This is a genomic window from Halalkalibaculum sp. DA3122 (assembly GCF_043951865.1).
GTDB lineage: Bacteria > Bacteroidota > Rhodothermia > Balneolales > Balneolaceae > JAMQKA01.
Map to the genome: position 1 here is coordinate 46,339 of NZ_JBINJF010000012.1, position 18,863 is coordinate 65,201.

Sequence of the window (18,863 nt, forward strand, 5' to 3'; positions counted from 1 at the left end):
GGTATTATATTTCTTAACCCGGGTTCACGTATTATTAAGATTGTTGCGTCCCTGTTTTCCAGGTTGAAGCAGGTCGTCACCCCTGGACATCGAGGAGAGATACTCATATTCAGTCACCAAAGATCCGACCTGGCCCTGCGTTCCATACGCTTCCGGGTGACTGATTTTACCGCCTTCGTACGCGGTATAGGTCAGGGTTCCCAGTGCAATAAGCGCGGAAAGCAGGATCGCCCCCGTCAGCGTTTTTTGGTATCGCGGGTTAAGATTGGGGTTAAACAGGCAGACAAGACTCAGCACACCGGTGATGATGGTAAACCAGAACGCAATTTCAGCCGCTTCTTCGTGCTCGTGGATCAGGTCGTGCGAGGCGATCGACTGCTCTTCCACAATATCTTCAGCGCTTTCGCCCGTTTCCATGGCAACATAGCCGGAGATCGCCCCGACAACCAGTAAAATATACGCTATGTTTTTTATCGATGGGTTGGCCCTGAAAATTCCCCACAGTAAAATAAGGAGTCCGAAAAGCGTACTGAAAATGGGCAGGTGATTGACGATTAAGTGATAGTGCGCAGCATTCATAGGGATAGCTCCGTTTCAGTTAAAAGTATCTTCTTCCTTTTCCAGGGTTTTGCCCTTCTCCATCCAGTGGTAGATGGTGGGCAGCACCAGCAGCGTAAGCATGGTTGAGGTGATGAGTCCCCCGATAACGACCGAGGCAAGGGGGCGCTGGACTTCCGAGCCCGGTCCGACATTAAACGCCATCGGGATAAATCCGAGGCTGGCGACAAGCGCCGTCATCAATACCGGCCGCAGCCGGTCACTTGCACCCTGTATGACCGCCGTTTTCAGGGATTCGCCCTCTTTTCGCAGGTCATTCAGGTGAGAAACAAGTACAATGCCGTTGAGGACCGCCACCCCGAACAGCGCCACGAACCCGATACTTGCGGAGACCGAAAGGTAGAGTCCCCGCAGCCACAGGATGAAAATTCCGCCGGAGAGGGCGATCGGCAGGTTCAGGAAGATGAGCATTGTAAAACGGAACTTGCCAAACATCATATACAACAGGCCGACAATAATGAGCAGGGAAATCGGCACTACGATCAGCAGGTGGTTCATTGCCCGTTGCTGGTCTTCGAAAGTACCGCCGTACTGGATGAAATATCCCGCCGGGATATGAATATTGGCATCAATAGCCTCCATCAGGTTTCCGACGTAGGTGCCGGTATCGACACCCCTGATATTGATCCCAAGGATTGTGCGGCGCCAGCCGTTTTCGCGTGCTATCTCGCGGGGTCCTTCTTCTGCATAAATGTGGGCCACCTGTTTCAGGGGAATATATCCGCCGTCCGGCAGCTGCAGGGGGACGTCCATGATATCCTGGAAATTATCCCTGAGATCTTCCGGCAGCCGTACAATAATATCGAAACGGCGCTGGCCCTCAAATATCTCCCCCGCGGTACTTCCCCCGATGCCGGTTTCAATGACATGCTGAACATTATTGACATTCAACCCGTAGGAAGCGACCGCCTCACGGTCGATCTCAACATTGAAGTAGGGTTGACCACTGCTTTGTTCCAGGTAGTGGTTGTCGGTCCCTTCAATGGTACTGAGTATGCCGGAAATCTGTTGGCCGACCGCCTTCAGCGTGTCCAGGTTTTCTCCAAAAATTTTGACCGCGAGGTCCGACTTTACTCCACTTGTCAACTCATCCACGCGCATGGCGATCGGCTGGGTAAAATTGTAGGAGAGTCCCGGTTCGGTTTCCAGGTAGGGCCTGATCTGGCTGATGATATCCTGTTTGGTTATACCTCCGCGCCACTCCTCTCTGGGTTTGAGTACAACCCACACGTCGGTCTGGTGGACGCCCATCCAGTCGTTGGCCAGGTCTGAGCGGCCTGTTTTGGGTACTACCGTTTTAATTTCGGGAATATTTTCGGTGAGTTGTCCCGCCAGCCAGTTTGCATTGGCCACCGATTCATCAAGAGTGACGGAAGGCATCCGGACCTGTTCAATCAGGATGGATCCCTCATCCAGCTCGGGCAGAAACTCCGTTCCCAGGAACGGCATCAACGCCACTGACGCGGCAAAAACGGCAACCGCCGCCCCCACCGTAACTCCCTTTCGGTTGAGGCTCATTTCAAGAAATTTCTGGTAGCGCGGGCGCAGCCAGTTGATGACATAGTTTTTGCGGACTTTGACTCCCTTGCGAAAGAATATTGCCGTTAACGCCGGGACGTAAACCAATGCAAGAATGAGAGAGCCGAACACCGCTGTGGCTACCGTAATAGCCATCGGCCGGTAGAGGATGCCCTCCATGCCTGAGAATGTCATTACAGGTACATACACCATCAGGATAATCAGCACGCCGAAAAAGATGGGGCGGGCCACTTCATGTGCCGCCTCCCGTATCACCTGGAGACGCGACTTTTCGGCTCGGTCTTTATTCAATTTGTGCACAATGTTTTCCACCATCACCACCGACCCGTCTACCACCATCCCAAAGTCGATAGCACCGAGACTCATCAGGTTGGCCGCCAGCCCGAGCTGCTCCATGCCGATAAACGCAAAGAGCATCGACAGGGGAATTACGGAAGCCACAATCAGGGCCCCGGTAATTTCGCCCAACAGAAGCAGCAGCACGGCGATGACAAAAAATCCGCCCTCCACCAGGTTGGTGACAATCGTGTCGGTCGTGCGGTCGACGAGCTCAGACTGGTCGTAAAACTTTTCAATATATACACCTTCGGGCAGGCTTCTGTTGACCTCCTCGATTTTTTCATCGATATCGCTTATTACTTCCCGCCCGTTGCCCCCGCGCAGCATCATGACGATGCCGGTCACTATTTCTCCATGTCCATCCTGGGTTACGGCCCCCTGGCGCAGTTGGCGGCCAAGCTGCACGTCGGCTATATCTTTAACAAATATCGGCCGGTTGTCGAGCTCTTTTACGATGATATCCTCAATGTCTTTCGGATCCCCGATCTGGCCAAATCCCCGGATGATATACTGCTCCCGGTTGTGCTCCAGGTAATTGCCCCCCGATACACTGTTGTTATTTTCGATGGCGCCGGTCAAATCCTTCAGCCCGATGCCGAAATTCCTGAGTTTGTCGGGATCTACCGTCACTTCATACTGTTTTACAAAACCGCCGAAGGAGTTAATTTCAGTAACGCCATGTACCGTTTTCAGTTGGGGAGCAATAAGCCAGTCCTGGATGGTTCGGAGTTCAGTCAGGGAGTGCTGGTCGCCCCGAACGACATACTGCACGATCTCCCCGAGAGCCGTTGAAATGGGACCCAGCTGGGGCGAAGAGACTCCTGCGGGGAGTTCGCCTGCAACACTCTGCATGCGCTGGCTGACCTGCTGCCGTGCGAAGTAGATATCCGTACCCTCCTCAAATTCAATGGTGACCGCTGAAAGTCCAAACTGAGAAATGGAGCGCACTTCTTTAATATCCGGCAGACCGTTCATGGCCGTTTCGATGGGATAGCTTACCAGCCGTTCCACATCGTATGGGGAATAACGACCGGCCTTTGTAATGACAAGCACCTGTACCGGGGTGACGTCGGGCTGGGAGTTGATCGGGATGTTGGATAACGAAAAGATCCCCCCGGCGGCCATCAGCACCACCAGCGACAGGGCAACAAATTTTTGTCGAAGGCTGAAATCGATAACTCGGTTTAACATAATGGCAGACAATAAAAGTTAGTCGGCAAACTGTTCAAAACGCTCCAGGGCCTTGAGACTGAATACCTGCGTAACGGCAATATTTTCCCCCGCTTCCAGTCCGGAACCGATGATTGCGTGGTCCTGGGTCATCCGCTGTATTGAGACCACCCGTTTTTGATACTCGAGGGCCGATCGCTGCACGTAAACGGTGGCATCAGAACCGTCAAACTGGATCGCTGACATCGGGATGCTAATGGCATCATTCCCGGGTTGGGCCGAGTACCGGAGGCGAACATTTTGTCCCACAATCGGCCACCCGTTTTCTGTTTTTACGATGGAGTTTAAAACGATCGATTTGTTGGTCTCGTCCAGCGCGGGATTGATACTGGTGACGGTGGCGTCCAGCATGTGCGACTGGGGAATACCGTCCGCGGATCGTTCAGTAATGACCAGCTGGCTGCCCACTTTCAGGAACGGCGCGTCGGCAGGAGATACAAATCCCCGTACCAAAACCTCGGTGTTGTCAATAATATCCAGTAACTCTTCATAGGCATTAACCGACTCTCCGAGCTCTATCAGGTGCTGGTTCAGCACGCCGCCTATGGGAGCGTAGATAGTGAGCCGGGCGACGGGGTCGGGCGTGGCGGGATCCCACTGACGGATCGTCTGCTCCGTTATGCCCACTGCCCGCAGGCGGGCCTGGGCGGCACTCTGTTTTGCCTGGGCTCTAAAAAGATCGGCCTGGGCGCGTTCCAGCGTCCGCCGTGGACTAATATTTTCTTCGGTCAGCACTTTCAGCCGTTCTACCTGCTGTTGCTGGTAGGTTATCTCGGCCCTCGCTTCAAGGTAGTCGGCTGCGAGATTGGCAAATTCCAGGCTTTCCAGGTCCAGCAGGGGATCTCCGCGTTCAACGCGTTCTCCTTCATGCACGTAAATGTTGGAGATGCGACCGTTGATGGGAGCGCTGACAACAGAAATTCGCTGGGGGGCGGCAAACACCTGGCCGGGCGCATCGATGGTAAAGGTGACCTCTTCCTGCTCAACGGAGTAGGTCCGGATATTGAGATTTTCGGCCTGCTGCTCCGAAAGCCGTACTACCTCCGCCTGATGGGAGGACAAGGAGGGAGGGGTGGCCAAAACTTCACTCCCCTGTTCTGTCTCCGTTCCACCACCGCAGCTGGACCAGAGCATGGCGGCCAGCAAAACAGCGGCTAAATGGAGCGGGCGCGGTACTTTTGTTGATAAAACATTCATAATGATATTAGTGGTTATTTACTCATTAAATATGATATCGGTCTGGAGGTACTGCTCTAGTTCAATAATTCTCAGGTAATAGTTGCGGAGCGTTTGATAGTAGGCTTCCTGGGTTCTCAGATAGGTGCGCTGGGCTTCCAGCAGCGTGAGAAGATCCAGTTCTCCCATGCGGTATCCTCGCTGCGTCATGTTAACCAGCTCAATCGATTCGTCCCGGATGTTTTCGCGGAACCGGATGATATTGGTACGGCTCGTTTCATAACCGTGCCACGCTTGTTCAGCCTGTTTTTTGATCAGCAGGTAGTTGTCTTCGAATGCCCAGCCGACCGTGCGGTACTGGGCTTTGGCCTGCTTTACCCTTTTGGACGTGTTGGCCCCGAACCAGAGCGGAATGCTTACTCCCACTTCAAAGCCGTAGAAATCATAATTCCCACCGAAATCCTGCCGGTAATAGCTCACGCTCAAATCGGGAAAATAGGTGCTTTTAGCGGCCTTGGTCAGATAGGCTGCAGCCCGTTGTTCCCGGTCGATCTGTTTCAATTGTGGATGGCTTTCCAGCCGTTGTAAAATCTCTTGCTGGGTGACGTCGATCTCCACATATCGAAGTGTATCTGGGAAACTGATATCGTAGGTTTGTGCTTCCGGGTCTAGTCCGATGGTTTGAAAAAGATCGTACCGGGCCTCCATAATCTGGTTGTCGGCCAGTTCAAGGCTGTTTTGTGCCTCCCTGAGCTGCAGGTTTGCCTGCATGGCATCGATCCCGGATGATTCCCCGAGATCGGCGCGCGCCCGTGCCGCCTTGTGCAGGCTCTCAAAAAGCTCGACTCGTTCCTGTGCCAGGTTTTCCTGCCGGATGGCGTAAGCCAGGGTGGTATAAGCCGATTTTACCTGTCTCTTGACTTGCAGCTTCAATGCCTCAAGCTGCAGCTCCAGTGAATGGGTGGTGGCCTGCTCGCTTTTATACCGGTAGTAACTGGTCAGCGGAAAATCCAGCTGTTGCGAGACCGACCACCGCTGTTCTGAAAATGTTCCTTCGCCAATCCCTTCCCGGAAGTAGGATATTTCAGGATTGCGAATGCCGAGGCCCAGGGTCTCCTGCTGGCGCTGGGCTTCAATCTGGTGCAATAGCTGGTTTATTTTGGGATTATGCTCGTACGCAATTTAAAGGGCCTTTTTGACTCCCAAATCAGAGAGCGCCACACTGTCCGGAGGACTTATGGGTAAAGAGAAAAGAAGCGCAAAAATGACCGAAACGACCATCGGTTTTCAGCTTTGAGTGTTATCGTTTACCAATTCAAAACTAAAAACCAAATCTGTAGAGAAAATGGATTTAACCGGTATTTTGCAGCGATTAACCTATGGATGAAATTTGGTCATCCTTTAGGCAGGCTAACTATTTATTTGCCAATAGCACATCGGAAATACCCGGTGTATTTTGCCGTCTTTCGTCGAGAGAAGAATCTTCCGGTTGTAATTTGATGCTATATCCCGTTTATACAACCCGGTTCAGGTTTAACAATCGCTCGTGAGTTGACACAAAACAGACGCCGCTGTTTTTAAGGATCAGAACTGAATTCCAATTTCGGCCCCTCCCTCTACCAAGTTGCCTGCGGTACAGGTAAACCCATGCAGCTGGCAGATACTCTGTGCGATGGAGAGTCCGAGGCCGGGACTGCTCTCCTCATCCAGTTCACTAAAGTGGTTGGATCCCTTTTTAAACCTGTCAAAAAGAGAATCCAGGAGGGGAGGTAGAATTCCCGGTCCCTGGTCTCGAATGGAAAGCCGGGGATACCCGTCGTTCCGACCTGTAGCAATCGTTATGGTAGCGTGCTCCGGCGAAAATTTTACTGCATTTTGTATAATGTTGTAGATAGCCGAATGGATCAGCTCCCTGTTGCCCTCAACGGTAATTTGGGTATTGAACTGCTTGTCCAGGGAAATATTTTTCAGGTTGATGAACTCGTACAGCTCCTCGAGCACCTCGTGGGTCACTTCCTGGATATTAACCTGCTCATCCAGGGCGTATTGCTTGTTTTCCACCCGGCTTATCAGCAGAAGAGCGTTGCTCAGGCGGCTCAAGCGTATGGCGGTCTGCTGTATTTCGCTGGCAGACTCTACGATATTTTGGTCCAGTTCATTTGATTGGGAAAGAATTTTTTCGGACTTTTGCCGGATGATCGAAAGGGGCGTGAGCAGCTCGTGAGACGCGTTCTGAATAAACTTTTTCTGGTCTTCAAATGATGAACGGATCTGCGCCATCATGGTATTCAGCGCCTGGTTGAGGACGTTGATTTCATAGGTTGTGGTTTGTGGGAAGGAGTCCCCGAAGTCTGTCGGATCAGAAATTTTTTCCAGGATTTCCACTGTGTTGTAAAACGGGGTTAGGATCTTGTCGAACACCACCTGGTTGACGATATAGAGAACCAGTATCCAGATAAGGAGTCCGGCAAGGAGGGTGAACAGGATAGTCATGCTGATGCGCTCCCAGGCGGCCACTTCTTCATAGATACTCACCGTGTAATGGACTCCGCTTACCGAAACGGTGGTTTTCAGCCGTCGATAGGTCTGGGGTGCTGCTTGTTTACCAGCGAAGCGCAGGGTGTCGACCGAGGTAAATGAATTGCTGTTTGGTTCCACCGATCCATCGTAGGGAACAATGTCGATCCACTCGTATGAGCCCAGTCCTCCGAGATCCTGGATATGAGAAAGACTGGAGGGATCTTTTTGCAGCTGGTTCATAAGATCCACCTTGTGCCGCAGCAGGTGGTTGTCCAGCTCTTCGTAGATCGTCTCATTCACCAGGTAGTACATGCCGATACTGGTCAACAGTATTATAATGGTGGTGAGCACAATATTGCTGATCAGAATTTTATTATTCAGCTTCATGTGCCTCCAGCTTGTATCCCACCCCGTAGACGGTTTCAATAATATCGGAAGCACCGGCCCCGGACAGTTTTTTCCGGATATTTTTCATGTGAGAGTTGATGAAGTCCAGAGAAAAACGGTCATCAATACTGTTGCCCCAAATATGTTCTGCCAGGGCAATCCGGGTAATGGTTTTATTTTTGTTGAGCACCAGGTAGCGCAAAATTTTGTATTCCGTTTCGGTCATATCCAGCGGCTGCTGTCCATAGCGGACCTGCAGGTGATCGAGGTTTACCGTCAGGGCCCCCGCCGATATCTCATTGTCGTTGATCTTGAACCTTCGACGCAAGACTGCGTGAATACGGGCCCGGAGTTCAGACATGGAAAACGGTTTGGCCAGGTAGTCGTCGCTGCCCAGTTCCAGGCCTTTTACCTTGTCCTCCACTTCACCCCGGGCCGTCAGGATGACGATAGCGGTATCGCTGTAAAAACGTTTGACCATCTGCAGGAGATCAAGTCCATCTCCGTCGGGCAGGCCGAGATCAAGCAGCACCAGGTCATATTCATCGGCCGCAACCAGATTCCTGGCCTCCTGCAGGGTTTCAGAAACGTCAACATTGAACTGTTCTTCGAGAAGTTGATCTTCCAGCTCGTCATGCAGCAGGGGTTCGTCTTCAACAATAAGTGCTCTCATTGTACCTTGCTTAAGGTTTGTTAAAACAGATGACGGCTCCAAACTACAAAGGAGAAAACTATTTATTTCATTTTGCTGTACCTTTTTGTGAGTAGTGAAATCACGCAGAAGTATGTAGGGGAAAAGCTTAACCTGCTATTTTCACCAGGAAATTGGTTTGTACGCAAGATGCGTTGGAAATCGGGATCGAAACGTTTCGCTATACGTCGAACGAGTGATTTCCATGATCAACGCAGCTGGTGGGCCAGTTTCGCCACCTGCTACACATTGTTATAGTTATTGCAGTCTTAATATCAATGTAACTTATTGCGTATCATGGTCTTGTGTAAATTCATACTGAAATCGTGTGAGGCACTTGAATGTATGCACGGAACCTGATGATGCCTGGACACATACGGTTCGCTATCTGTACCGGCTTATAGTTCTACAGCTTAATCTGCGACTGGCTGGCGACGTGGATAAGGAAATTTTGGAGCAGCATTGATCCCACCTCTCCCGATTTTTCCGGGTGGAACTGGACGCCCAGATAGTTGTCGCGTTCCACCACGGCTGCAAAAGTGTTGATGTAGGAACATTCGGCGAGCGTAAATTCATTCACCGGGGCGTAAAAGCTGTGCACGTAGTAGAAGAAATGATCGGTTGAAATTCCCTTTAACAGTGGATGAGGCTCGACCGATGAAAACGTGTTCCATCCCATGTGGGGTACTTTTGCTTGGGAGGCATCAAATTTCTGGAGTCTTCCCGGGATGACGCCCAGCCCGCGGGTGTCTCCCTCTTCCGACGATTCATACAGCAGCTGCATCCCCAGGCAGATTCCGAGAACAGGCTTGCCCGTCTCTTTCAGCCAGGAGGTGAGCCCGTTTTCCCGCAGTGATTCCATGGCGGAATATGCGTGACCAACACCGGGAAAAATAACGGCTTCCGCTGCATTCAGCTCGCTGGTGTTGCTGGTAATAACGAAGTCGGCTCCCAGCCGGTCGAGTGCGTTACTGACGGAAGCCAGGTTCCCCGCTTTGTAGTTGATAATAGCGATCATTGTTACAGGGTGTTTTTAGTGCTGGGTAGAATATTGTATTGTCGTTCACTCCGGCTTACAGAGGCGCGCAGGCAGCGGGCCAGTCCCTTGAAGCAGGCTTCAATCTTGTGATGATCGTTGGCGCCCGAAACCGAAATATGCAGTGTGGCTTTCAGGTTCATCGCCAGTGAATAGAAAAAATGTTCGGTCATTTCGGTGGGGAAATCTCCAACCATTTCGCGTTTAAAATCAGCCTCAAACACCAAGTAGGGTCTCCCGGACAGATCCAGCGCCACTTCAGCCTTTGTTTCATCCATCGGCAGCACAAAGCTGTACCGCTGAATCCCTATTTTGTGGTCCAGGGCCTCGGCGATAGCCTCTCCAAGGGCGATTGCCACATCTTCAATGGTGTGGTGCTCATCGACCTCCAGGTCTCCGTCACAGTGTATGCGCAGGTCGATAAGCCCGTGTTTTGCGATCTGCTCAAGCATGTGATCAAAAAAGTTGAGACCAGTTTGAATATCGGCATGCCCTGTTCCGTCAAGGTTCAGCGCAATCTGGATGTCGGTTTCGGCGGTTTTCCGATTGATTTCTGCGGTGCGTTCCGGGAAACACAATATATGTGACAGCTTCAGCCAGTCGTTGACTTCGGCAACCGTTGAATCGGACGTTTCGGCCTGTAGGTGCATGCCATCCCCGGAAGAAACGGAAAGATCAGCCTCCCCGGGAGCGTTAAACTGCGATTCTACCCGTTCATTCTCCAGCAGCTGCTGTTGTGCATCGGTAAGCAGGTCAACGTCAAAGCCGATTTCATGATTCAGCTTCTGCAGGTAATGGAGGCCAAAGAGTGCTCCTGGCCACAGCAGGTTTTCCCGTCCTGCTCCCAGTGCTTCGTTGTGGATCCAAATTTTCATGCGGTTACCTCTTTGAGAGTAGAAAGGAACAGGTCGTTTTCATCGGGCGTTCCCACCGTTACGCGCAGGCAGTTGTCGCATCGCGGTTCATTGCCGCGGTATCGAACAATGACTCCCTGCTCAGCCAGCTTTTGGTAGACTGCACGGGCGTGTTCAATTTTGAAGAGCAAGAAGTTGGCATCCGAAGGATACACCTTCTTTACGAAGGGCTGCATGGAGAGAGCCTTGGCCAGCCGATCTCGTTCTTCTTTTATCTTTTCAATGTTAAAACGGACAGACTCCAGGTTGTCAAACGCCTTGCGCGCGTAGTAGGAGGTCAGCGAGTTTACGTTGTAGGGCGCTTTGACCTTCAGCATATACCGGATGATATCTTCGGCTGCTATGGCTATCCCCAGGCGTATCCCCGCCAGTCCAAAAGCTTTGGAAAGGGTTTGCAGAACCACCAGGTTGGGGTATTGGGCGACCTCGCCGGCCAGGCTTTCCCGGTCACTGAAATCGACATACGCCTCGTCGATAACGACGATGCCGGTAAATTCACCGGCAATATGTTTCATGGCGTCTACAGACAGGTCGTTGCCCGTCGGATTGTTCGGGGAGCAGAGTAGAATCATTTTAGTATTCTCCCGCACGTTTTCCAGGACGGCCTCCGGGTCCACGTCAAATTCAGGGGTCAGCAATACCTTATCCACCGGGATGTTGTGGATGTTGGCCGACACCTCGTACATGCCGTAGGTAGGCGGCGTGATAAGGATTCGGTCTTGACCGGGTTCGCAAAATATCCGCATCAGCAGGTCAATGGCTTCATCACTGCCTACTCCCACAAACACATTTTCCGTACGGACCCCCCGAAGGTCCGCGAGCTTGCTGCGAAGCTCCCACTGGTAGGGGGAGGGATAGCGGTTCAGCCCTTCAACATGAACGGGTGAACCGTAGCTGTTTTCATTGGCATCCAGCAGGGTTCCCTTGTCGTAGTCGTCGCGCGCGCTCCGGTAGGGTTTCAGCGCTCTGATATTGGGACGAACCAGGTCGTCAATGGAGATTGTTTTCGGCATAATAATCAGTCGTTGTCATTAATTCGTATGGTGACGGCACGTTTGTGGCCCTCAAGTTGCTCGAGTTCAGCCAGCTTGGTAACCGATGGAGCAATGGATTCCAGTCCTGCCCGGTCCAGTTGCTGCATAGTGATAAATTTTTGAAATGAATCCACCGAAACGCCGCTGTACATCCGGGCATAGCCATAAGTCGGCAACGTGTGGTTGGTGCCAGAGGCGTAGTCCCCGACACTTTCCGGCGACCAGGGACCCAGGAAAACAGATCCCGCGTTTTGAATGTGATCGGTCATCGATTCGGGGTTCCTGCACTGTACGATCAGATGCTCCGGTGCATACCGGTTGGAAAAATAGAACGCATCTTCAAGGTTTTCCACCTGGACGGCAAAACTGTGCTCCAGGGCGCCGGTGGCCGCTTCTGCCCGGGGAAGCCGGGTTAACTGCCGGTTGAGCTCATCTTCCAGGAGGTCGAAGTTAAATGAAGGCGTAGCCACCAGTACCACCTGGCTGTCGGCTCCGTGTTCAGCCTGCGAGAGGAGGTCTGCCGCCACAAAAGTAGGATTTGCGGTTTCATCCGCGATGACCAGTACTTCCGAGGGACCGGCCGGCATATCAATGGAAACACCCGCTTCGCTGTTTTGCAGCCACATTTTTGCAGCCGTCACATATTGGTTGCCTGGCCCTAAAATCTTGTCCACCTTGGGAACCGATTCAGTTCCGTATGCGAGAGCCGCTATCGCCTGTGCCCCGCCGGCCAGTAAAAGCGTGGTAATGCCAAGCTTGCGGGCGATATAGATCATTTCATCATCAACCGTCCCCTGAGCATTGGGCGGGGTGGCGGCAACAATCTGCGTGCACCCGGCCAGCATGGCGGGAATTCCCAGCATCATCAGCGTGGAGGGCAGGATGGCCGTCCCGCCCGGGATGTAAAGTCCAACCCGCTCAATGGGGCGGGCTACCCGGGAGCATCGAACACCCGGCATGGTTTCAACTTCGACAGGAGCAGAAAGCTGCGCCTTGTGAAATCGATAGATGTTGCGGAAGGCGGTGTCGATCGCTGACTGCACTTCTGCATTGATCTCCACCTCAATCTCATGCGGATTAATCGCAAGGGGGGCAGGGCGTACGCCGTCGAATCTTTCGGTGTGCGAGAGCACCGCCTCGTCTCCATTGGTTTCCACATCCTCAAGAATCGGCCGGACCTGCTCGAAAACGGACAGGAAATCCATCTTGGGACGCCGGCAGAGCGCCTTGATCTGGTCGTCATCTAAATTGGAAAATTGATACGTTTTCATAACTCACTCACTGAACATCGCTTCAGGATAAAAGCATTCCTTTTTGCAACAATTTGGAGGTTTGTCAAACAATCATGCTTTCTATAGGCAATATGACAATGCCTGAAGCCCCGGCTGCCTTCAGCTTCTCCATCACTTCCCAAAACTGTTCTACCTGGATAACGGTGTGGATGGCCACCATATCCTCGTCAGCAAGCGGCATAACGGTCGGACTTTTGAGCGAGGGGATGATATCCTTGATCTCCGGGACCGCTTTCTTGGGGGCATTCATCATGATGTACCGGCTGCGCTCGGCCTGCTGGTAGCCGTCGATGCGGAGCATAAATTTTTCGATCAGCTTCTTTTTCCCCTCGGAAAGCTCCTTGTTCGTGCGGATCAGCTGGGTTTCGGACTCAAAAATGGTTTCAATCTCCTCCAGGCCGTTGGCTTTAAGCGTGTTGCCGGTGGAAACCAGGTCGCAGATGGCGTCGGCCACCTCCAGGCGGGGCGCAATTTCGACGGCCCCCGAGATGGTCACAATATTCGATTCAACGCCCTTTCTCTGCAGGTAGTGCCGCGTCAGGTTCGGGTAGCTTGTGGCGATCGTTTTCCCGTCAAAATCCTGGACGGACTGGATATTCCCGTTTTTACGGGCTGCCAGGGAGAGCCGGCAGACCCCGTAGTCGAGTCCACGGAGGATTGTAACATCGGCGCCGGTTTCGGCCGTAACATTGGCTCCTACAAAACCGAGATCGCAGACCCCGTCTTGCACGTATTCCGGGATGTCGTCGTCACGAATGAGCAGCAGCTCCACATCAAAATTACGACATTTCACCATCAGACTGCGCTTGTAATTGTCGAAGCGCAGTCCGATGCCTTCCAGCAGGTTAATGGTTTTATCGGTCAGGCGACCATCTTTTTGCAACGCAATGCGTAAAGAGGTCTTGGTATCGGCAGATCGATTCATAGCTTGCAGAATAATTGGTTGTATTGTGAAAATGGTTATGGAAGATGGTAAAGAAGTCGGCTGGTAGCAATACCTGTATAGATATAAAAAGTCTGTTTAGTGGTGATGGACACCACCGTGACGGGCGTGGGAGAGAATATGGGAATATCGAATTTCCATCAGTCCTGAATATACAATTTCAAACCCAAGTATGCACGCAAGAAAATGAACTGGCGGCCGAGGCTGTATCACGGTCTATGTAAACTACTGGAAGCAGCCAATAAAAAAGCCCCGTACACGATAAATTATTATGTACGGGGCTGTCTGGGTCAACAACCGTCTACAATGTTGGAGTGTGGGTATTGCGACGGTAGAACGTAAAAATAGCAGCTTGTACATACCTATACTGGCAGCAGGAAGAAATGTTCCGGAAAAATTTTTGTTTCCAGCAAAGAAGTTCGTTACCTGTGGCCAGACCGGTATGGGAAGAGAAAACATTTTCACTTCTGTATTGATCAATTTAATTCAAACGGTTATTCTTATCGCTTTGGCAAACGACAGAAATTAAATCAACAGAATACAGATTATATGATAACCACGGCCCAGTTTACCTATATTCCCCTTGAGTCTCAAAACCCGCGCGAGAGCATAGAATTTTTACTCGAGATGGTGGCCCAGCACGAAGTAGAGGTGGATGTCAATTACCTTTCCACCAGCGTGCGAGGAGAAACAGATACTATTTTTGAGTTGATCCGTGAAATTTATGACACGATGACCATCGAGGGGGAAGAGTTTCGTTTTCATATCGAGCTTCTTAACCCGGTCCCGGTTGACGACACTGAGCAGCTCAACATCCCCGAGTAGAGGTGAGTCCGACCGTTATGCGTGATATGTATTCCCGTCAGGCCAGGGATGTGGGGCACGTATTGCGCTTTTCCCACCTCCCACCTCCTCCGTTATTTGGATAGAAGCAGAGGCAAGGTGGTGGAAGTTGTTCCAATTTTATTTTTACGGGGTAATATGCAATCCCTCCACTAAATTTGTATCTTAACCGTTCTTTTTGTTAAGCCTCTATTCCACCGCAAGCAGATACAGTTATGCCTGAAATTCGCAACTTTTGCATTATCGCTCATATTGACCACGGGAAGTCGACCCTGGCCGATCGCTTGTTGGAGCGCACCGGCGCCATCACCGAGCGGGAGATGAAGGAGCAGATTCTCGACGATATGGACCTGGAGCGGGAGCGTGGTATTACGATTAAAAGCCACGCTATCAAGATGGAGTATGAGCGTCCAAACGGGGAGAAGGTGATTTTTAACCTGATTGACACCCCGGGGCATGTCGATTTTTCTTATGAAGTGTCGCGCGCGCTGAAGGCATGTGAAGGCGCTCTGCTGGTGGTGGATGCCGCCCAGGGAGTTGAGGCACAGACGATATCCACCCTGTACCAGGCGATTGACCAGGACCTGGACATTGTACCGGTCCTGAACAAGATTGACCTGCCCGGCGCCGACATCGAAGGGGTGGGCCAGCAGATTGTAGACCTGATCGGGTGCGACCACGACGAGATTTTGAAAGTATCCGGCAAAACGGGAGATGGAATTGACCAGCTTCTCGAAGCGATTGTGGAGCGCATTCCCGGCCCCAAACGAGATACGGAAAAGCCGCTGCGCGCACTGATTTTTGATTCGGTCTTCAATACCTATCGCGGTTCCATTGTGTATGTACGGGTGATGGAGGGAGCCCTGAACAAGGGCGACGGCATCCGGTTTATGGCGACTGGCAAAGAGTACGACGCCGAGGAGATCGGCTACCTTATGATGAAACAGGTGAAAACGGATCGACTGGAAGCCGGAGAAGTGGGATATATCGTGGGCAGTGTGAAATCGCTGCAGGATGCCCGTGTTGGCGACACCGTCACGAAGCCCGACAATCCCGCCAAAGAGCCGATCCCCGGGTACCAGGAGCCCAAGCCGATGGTGTTCAGCGGGCTCTTTCCCACGCAGTCGGATGATTTTGAGGATCTGCGGTCGGCACTGGAAAAACTGCAGCTTAACGATGCCTCGCTAACCTACGAGCCGGAGACCTCCGAGGCCCTCGGATTTGGATTCCGCGCGGGTTTCCTGGGAATGCTCCACATGGAGATTGTACAGGAGCGGCTCGACCGCGAGTTTGATATAGATATTATCACCACCGTTCCCAACGTGGAATACAAGGTGGAGGTCGAAAAAAAGGGGCAAAGGGAAACGATTGTTGTGGACAATCCCAGCGATATGCCGGATCCGGGAGAGCGGGAAGCGGTATACGAGCCGTTTATCAAAGCTACTATTTTGACTCCATCTGAATTTATCGGCCCGGTGATGAAGCTCTGCCAGGACAAGCGGGGGGTGTACGTAAACCAGCTGCACATGCAGGGCGGCCGCGTGGAGATAACCTACGAACTGCCGATGGCGGAAGTGGTGTTCGATTTCTACGATCGCCTGAAAAGCGGCACCCGCGGATACGCTTCGCTCGACTATGAATTTCTTGAATACCGGGAAAGCGACCTGGTTCGTTTGGATATACTGCTGAATGAGGAACCGGTGGATGCCCTCTCCAGTATCATACATCGCGACAAGGCGTATGAACAGGGTCGAAAGCTCTGCAAGAAGCTGAAGGAACTGATCCCCAAGCAGCAGTTTGAAGTCCCGATCCAGGCCGCCACCGGCTCGCGAATTATTGCGCGCGAAACGATCCGGGCTATCCGCAAGGATGTCACCGCAAAGTGTTATGGCGGAGACGTTTCCCGAAAGCGCAAACTTATCGAGAAACAGAAGGAGGGGAAAAAGCGTATGAAACAGGTGGGTACTGTTGAAGTCCCCCAGGAGGCATTCCTCGCTGTCCTTTCAATGGACGAGAAAGGTTAGAAGATTGCTTACGCTTTTTAACCAAAGTTTTACCAGATTTTATTTAGTTTGACCCGAAAAATTAAATGAAGCCAGGAATTTGCTTATGAGATTACTACGACAGATGGCGGCGGTTGCCGTGCTTTTTTTTATACTTACCAGTTCAGCACTGGCGCAGTTCAATGAACCGGAAATTCAAAAAGTGCCCCACGATGAAAGACAGCAGTTTTTGAACCGGTTTGAGGAGATAAAATGGACCGGACAGGGCTTGTATCAGGAGACCACCATCGACAAGCAAAAGACCCCTGAAGTCCGGGCACGCCTGCAGGCGCAATATGGCGATCCCACGCAAACACTGGAAGATTTGATTAACAGCGACAACTTTCGCCCTGCGGAGGCGATTCAGTTTGAATACTGGTTTACCGTGGATGACAGCATCCCGATGATGGTACTGGATATCGACGGGCCTTTTGGCAATGGCCTCGTGTATGGCGGTGCCAGCCGCTATATCGATCTAATGCCCCAGATCAAACGAACCCTTTCACAGAAATTGATGTCGGTGGACAGCCTCTCCCCGTTTCAGGACTATTTCTATTCTCCCGAAAGAGAGCAGTGGTTCGACGTGCGTTACCAGAATGGCGAATTTGTCACAAAAGAGATCGATTCTCCCGAGGGAATGACCATCAATTTCAGGTATCAATAATAGTTTAAAAAGGAAACGGCATTGGCAGACGAAGTGGCAGAAAAGAACAGCGAGAAGAGCTCCCGGCGTAAACGGCGACAGGATGAACAGCGTGAACAGGCCAAGCACTGGGCCCGGGAATGGCTGGATGCCCTGCTTTTTGCAGCCGTGGCAGCGCTTATTATCCGTACATTCCTGTTCGAAGCGTATCGCATTCCCACCCCTTCAATGGAGGAAACACTGCTCACCGGCGACTTCCTGGTTGTCTCCAAAATCAGTTATGGTCCCCGTACCCCCATGGTACTTGGCGTACCGTTCACCAACATCTATCTTCCCGGCGTAAACCTGCCGTGGACGCGTATTCCCGGCTATACGGAGGTACAGCGCAATGACATCGTGGTCTTTAACTACCCGATCGATATCGCCCCGATTTCCGCTAAAACAAACTATATAAAGCGGTGTGTCGGCATTCCGGGCGACACGCTCTCTATCCGCGATAAAATGCTGTATGTGAACGGGGAACTGTCTGAACAGGCCCCGGGAATACAGAAAAACTATGTGGTGCAGGTGCGCCAGCGGGTGCGGCTGAGTCCCACCAAGGTTCAGAATGCCGGCGGTACTCTTCTCGGCTCGCAGGGAGAAAACAGCTACCGGGTCAATATGACCAGCAGCGTGGCAGAGACGATTCGCCAGTGGCCGGAAGTCCAGGACGTGCAGCTGCATGTGCTTCCCGATGATTTCGATGAATTTTCGCGTAGAAATTTTAGCTTCTCCTCCGGATTTATGAATCACGATCACCTCCCCCCCGTTGTTGTACCGTTCGAAGGACAGCAGGTAACACTGACACGCGAGAACTGGCATATTTATGAGAATATCGTCACGCGTTATGAACGGAATGACGCCGAATGGAGGGGAGATCAGCTCTATATTAATGGAGAACGAGATTCAACCTATACCATCCAGCAGGGCTACTACTTTATGATGGGAGACAACCGGGACGACAGCGAAGACAGCCGATACTGGGGATTTGTGCCGCAAGATCACGTCGTAGGCAAGGCGGGCATGATCTACTTCTCCTGGGATTCGGAGCGCTGGCTTCCCCGATTTGGCCGAATCTTCAACTTTATACACGACTAAATTCAGGGATCTTCAAATAGATATCCCGGGCCTGTTCCAAATTGTTAATTTTAGAATGGATACAATTCCTTTCCTTACGCTTGCGCTGCATTTGCCCGGGACGATTCACACATTTCCAGACCGGAAGGGATAAGGATCCATTATCTCGAATTTTTCAGGAAATTTTTAAAGGTTCTTTTTTTTCACTGAAAAATGAACACCTATCCCCAGATTACTACCCGTAACGAAACCCGGGTTCCCAATTTTTACCTGAAGGTATGCAGAGTTGATCTGCTATAACACACGGGGTACGTTTCTGCGGCCATTTCTTTTTCTCCTTGCTGGGGATTAACCTCTTGAAAGAAATCAGGACTAAAGCGGATAAATTTTATGAGAAAAAGAAAATATTTATATGTAATTCATTGTTTTTATTAAAATTAATTATAATTTGTATTCTAAATAATAAGATACGATTGAGGCTTCGCCGGCTAAAATTGGTG

At 51.5% G+C, this 18,863-nt stretch carries 16 protein-coding genes; 5 read left to right on the top strand and 11 right to left on the bottom strand.

Annotated features, from left to right (window positions below; all coding sequences use genetic code 11):
- Positions 1 to 24 precede the first annotated feature (24 nt).
- The 11 genes from ACG2F4_RS09950 to hisG all read right to left on the bottom strand — a co-directional run bounded on the left by ACG2F4_RS09950 (position 25) and on the right by hisG (position 13,701).
- On the bottom strand, positions 25 to 579 hold the full coding sequence (locus tag ACG2F4_RS09950; RefSeq protein WP_395260307.1) for a DUF2231 domain-containing protein: 555 nt from the start codon (positions 577 to 579) through the stop codon (positions 25 to 27).
- Positions 580 to 594: 15 nt separating this feature from the next.
- Positions 595 to 3,687: an efflux RND transporter permease subunit gene (locus tag ACG2F4_RS09955; protein WP_395260308.1), complete on the bottom strand. Its 3,093-nt coding sequence runs from the start codon at positions 3,685 to 3,687 to the stop codon at positions 595 to 597.
- An 18-nt stretch (positions 3,688 to 3,705) separates the two neighbouring features.
- Positions 3,706 to 4,923, bottom strand: coding sequence for an efflux RND transporter periplasmic adaptor subunit (locus ACG2F4_RS09960; RefSeq protein WP_395260309.1), 1,218 nt, complete (start codon positions 4,921 to 4,923; stop codon positions 3,706 to 3,708).
- Between the two features lie 18 nt (positions 4,924 to 4,941).
- Entirely contained in the window at positions 4,942 to 6,084 is a 1,143-nt protein-coding gene (locus ACG2F4_RS09965; RefSeq protein WP_395260419.1) for a TolC family protein, read from the bottom strand.
- Positions 6,085 to 6,486: 402 nt separating this feature from the next.
- Complete coding sequence (locus ACG2F4_RS09970) at positions 6,487 to 7,809, bottom strand: ATP-binding protein (protein WP_395260310.1); 1,323 nt, start codon at positions 7,807 to 7,809, stop codon at positions 6,487 to 6,489.
- Entirely contained in the window at positions 7,796 to 8,482 is a 687-nt protein-coding gene (locus tag ACG2F4_RS09975) for a response regulator transcription factor (protein WP_395260312.1), read from the bottom strand. Before ACG2F4_RS09975 ends, ACG2F4_RS09970 begins: the two co-directional genes overlap by 14 nt.
- A gap of 424 nt (positions 8,483 to 8,906) precedes the next feature.
- Positions 8,907 to 9,518 carry an imidazole glycerol phosphate synthase subunit HisH gene (gene hisH, locus ACG2F4_RS09980; protein WP_395260314.1) on the bottom strand — a complete coding sequence of 204 codons (612 nt, stop codon included), beginning with the start codon at positions 9,516 to 9,518 and terminating at the stop codon, positions 8,907 to 8,909.
- A 2-nt stretch (positions 9,519 to 9,520) separates the two neighbouring features.
- Positions 9,521 to 10,411: an imidazoleglycerol-phosphate dehydratase HisB gene (gene hisB, locus ACG2F4_RS09985; protein ID WP_395260316.1), complete on the bottom strand. Its 891-nt coding sequence runs from the start codon at positions 10,409 to 10,411 to the stop codon at positions 9,521 to 9,523.
- On the bottom strand, positions 10,408 to 11,463 hold the full coding sequence (gene hisC / locus ACG2F4_RS09990; RefSeq protein ID WP_395260318.1) for a histidinol-phosphate transaminase: 1,056 nt from the start codon (positions 11,461 to 11,463) through the stop codon (positions 10,408 to 10,410). Before hisC ends, hisB begins: the two co-directional genes overlap by 4 nt.
- A gap of 5 nt (positions 11,464 to 11,468) precedes the next feature.
- Positions 11,469 to 12,755 carry a histidinol dehydrogenase gene (gene hisD, locus ACG2F4_RS09995; RefSeq protein WP_395260320.1) on the bottom strand — a complete coding sequence of 429 codons (1,287 nt, stop codon included), beginning with the start codon at positions 12,753 to 12,755 and terminating at the stop codon, positions 11,469 to 11,471.
- A 64-nt stretch (positions 12,756 to 12,819) separates the two neighbouring features.
- The gene (hisG, locus tag ACG2F4_RS10000; RefSeq protein WP_395260322.1) at positions 12,820 to 13,701 is read right to left on the bottom strand and encodes an ATP phosphoribosyltransferase; all 882 of its coding nucleotides are present in this window, start codon (positions 13,699 to 13,701) and stop codon (positions 12,820 to 12,822) included.
- Positions 13,702 to 14,035: 334 nt separating this feature from the next.
- Here hisG and ACG2F4_RS10005 point away from each other — a divergent pair, with 334 nt between their 5' ends.
- The 5 genes from ACG2F4_RS10005 to lepB all read left to right on the top strand — a co-directional run bounded on the left by ACG2F4_RS10005 (position 14,036) and on the right by lepB (position 18,384).
- On the top strand, positions 14,036 to 14,248 hold the full coding sequence (locus ACG2F4_RS10005; RefSeq protein ID WP_395260324.1) for a hypothetical protein: 213 nt from the start codon (positions 14,036 to 14,038) through the stop codon (positions 14,246 to 14,248).
- 20 nt (positions 14,249 to 14,268) lie between these two features.
- Entirely contained in the window at positions 14,269 to 14,544 is a 276-nt protein-coding gene (locus ACG2F4_RS10010) for a YkoF family thiamine/hydroxymethylpyrimidine-binding protein (RefSeq protein WP_395260326.1), read from the top strand.
- Between the two features lie 233 nt (positions 14,545 to 14,777).
- Positions 14,778 to 16,586 (top strand): translation elongation factor 4, encoded by a 1,809-nt coding sequence (gene lepA, locus ACG2F4_RS10015; protein WP_395260327.1) that lies wholly within the window; start codon positions 14,778 to 14,780, stop codon positions 16,584 to 16,586.
- Between the two features lie 85 nt (positions 16,587 to 16,671).
- Positions 16,672 to 17,268: a hypothetical protein gene (locus tag ACG2F4_RS10020; protein WP_395260330.1), complete on the top strand. Its 597-nt coding sequence runs from the start codon at positions 16,672 to 16,674 to the stop codon at positions 17,266 to 17,268.
- A gap of 21 nt (positions 17,269 to 17,289) precedes the next feature.
- Positions 17,290 to 18,384, top strand: coding sequence for a signal peptidase I (gene lepB / locus ACG2F4_RS10025; RefSeq protein WP_395260332.1), 1,095 nt, complete (start codon positions 17,290 to 17,292; stop codon positions 18,382 to 18,384).
- The last annotated feature ends 479 nt before the right edge of the window (positions 18,385 to 18,863 follow it).

What these genes read in the sequence shown, in the direction of transcription:
- ACG2F4_RS09950 (WP_395260307.1), bottom strand. Translation starts at nt 579, where the DNA reads ATGAATGCTGCGCACTATCACTTAATCGTCAATCACCTGCCCATTTTC.
- ACG2F4_RS09955 (WP_395260308.1), bottom strand. Translation starts at nt 3,687, where the DNA reads ATGTTAAACCGAGTTATCGATTTCAGCCTTCGACAAAAATTTGTTGCC.
- ACG2F4_RS09960 (WP_395260309.1), bottom strand. Translation starts at nt 4,923, where the DNA reads ATGAATGTTTTATCAACAAAAGTACCGCGCCCGCTCCATTTAGCCGCT.
- ACG2F4_RS09970 (WP_395260310.1), bottom strand. Translation starts at nt 7,809, where the DNA reads ATGAAGCTGAATAATAAAATTCTGATCAGCAATATTGTGCTCACCACC.
- ACG2F4_RS09975 (WP_395260312.1), bottom strand. Translation starts at nt 8,482, where the DNA reads ATGAGAGCACTTATTGTTGAAGACGAACCCCTGCTGCATGACGAGCTG.
- hisH (WP_395260314.1), bottom strand. Translation starts at nt 9,518, where the DNA reads ATGATCGCTATTATCAACTACAAAGCGGGGAACCTGGCTTCCGTCAGT.
- hisB (WP_395260316.1), bottom strand. Translation starts at nt 10,411, where the DNA reads ATGAAAATTTGGATCCACAACGAAGCACTGGGAGCAGGACGGGAAAAC.
- hisC (WP_395260318.1), bottom strand. Translation starts at nt 11,463, where the DNA reads ATGCCGAAAACAATCTCCATTGACGACCTGGTTCGTCCCAATATCAGA.
- hisD (WP_395260320.1), bottom strand. Translation starts at nt 12,755, where the DNA reads ATGAAAACGTATCAATTTTCCAATTTAGATGACGACCAGATCAAGGCG.
- hisG (WP_395260322.1), bottom strand. Translation starts at nt 13,701, where the DNA reads ATGAATCGATCTGCCGATACCAAGACCTCTTTACGCATTGCGTTGCAA.
- ACG2F4_RS10010 (WP_395260326.1), top strand. Translation starts at nt 14,269, where the DNA reads ATGATAACCACGGCCCAGTTTACCTATATTCCCCTTGAGTCTCAAAAC.
- lepA (WP_395260327.1), top strand. Translation starts at nt 14,778, where the DNA reads ATGCCTGAAATTCGCAACTTTTGCATTATCGCTCATATTGACCACGGG.
- ACG2F4_RS10020 (WP_395260330.1), top strand. Translation starts at nt 16,672, where the DNA reads ATGAGATTACTACGACAGATGGCGGCGGTTGCCGTGCTTTTTTTTATA.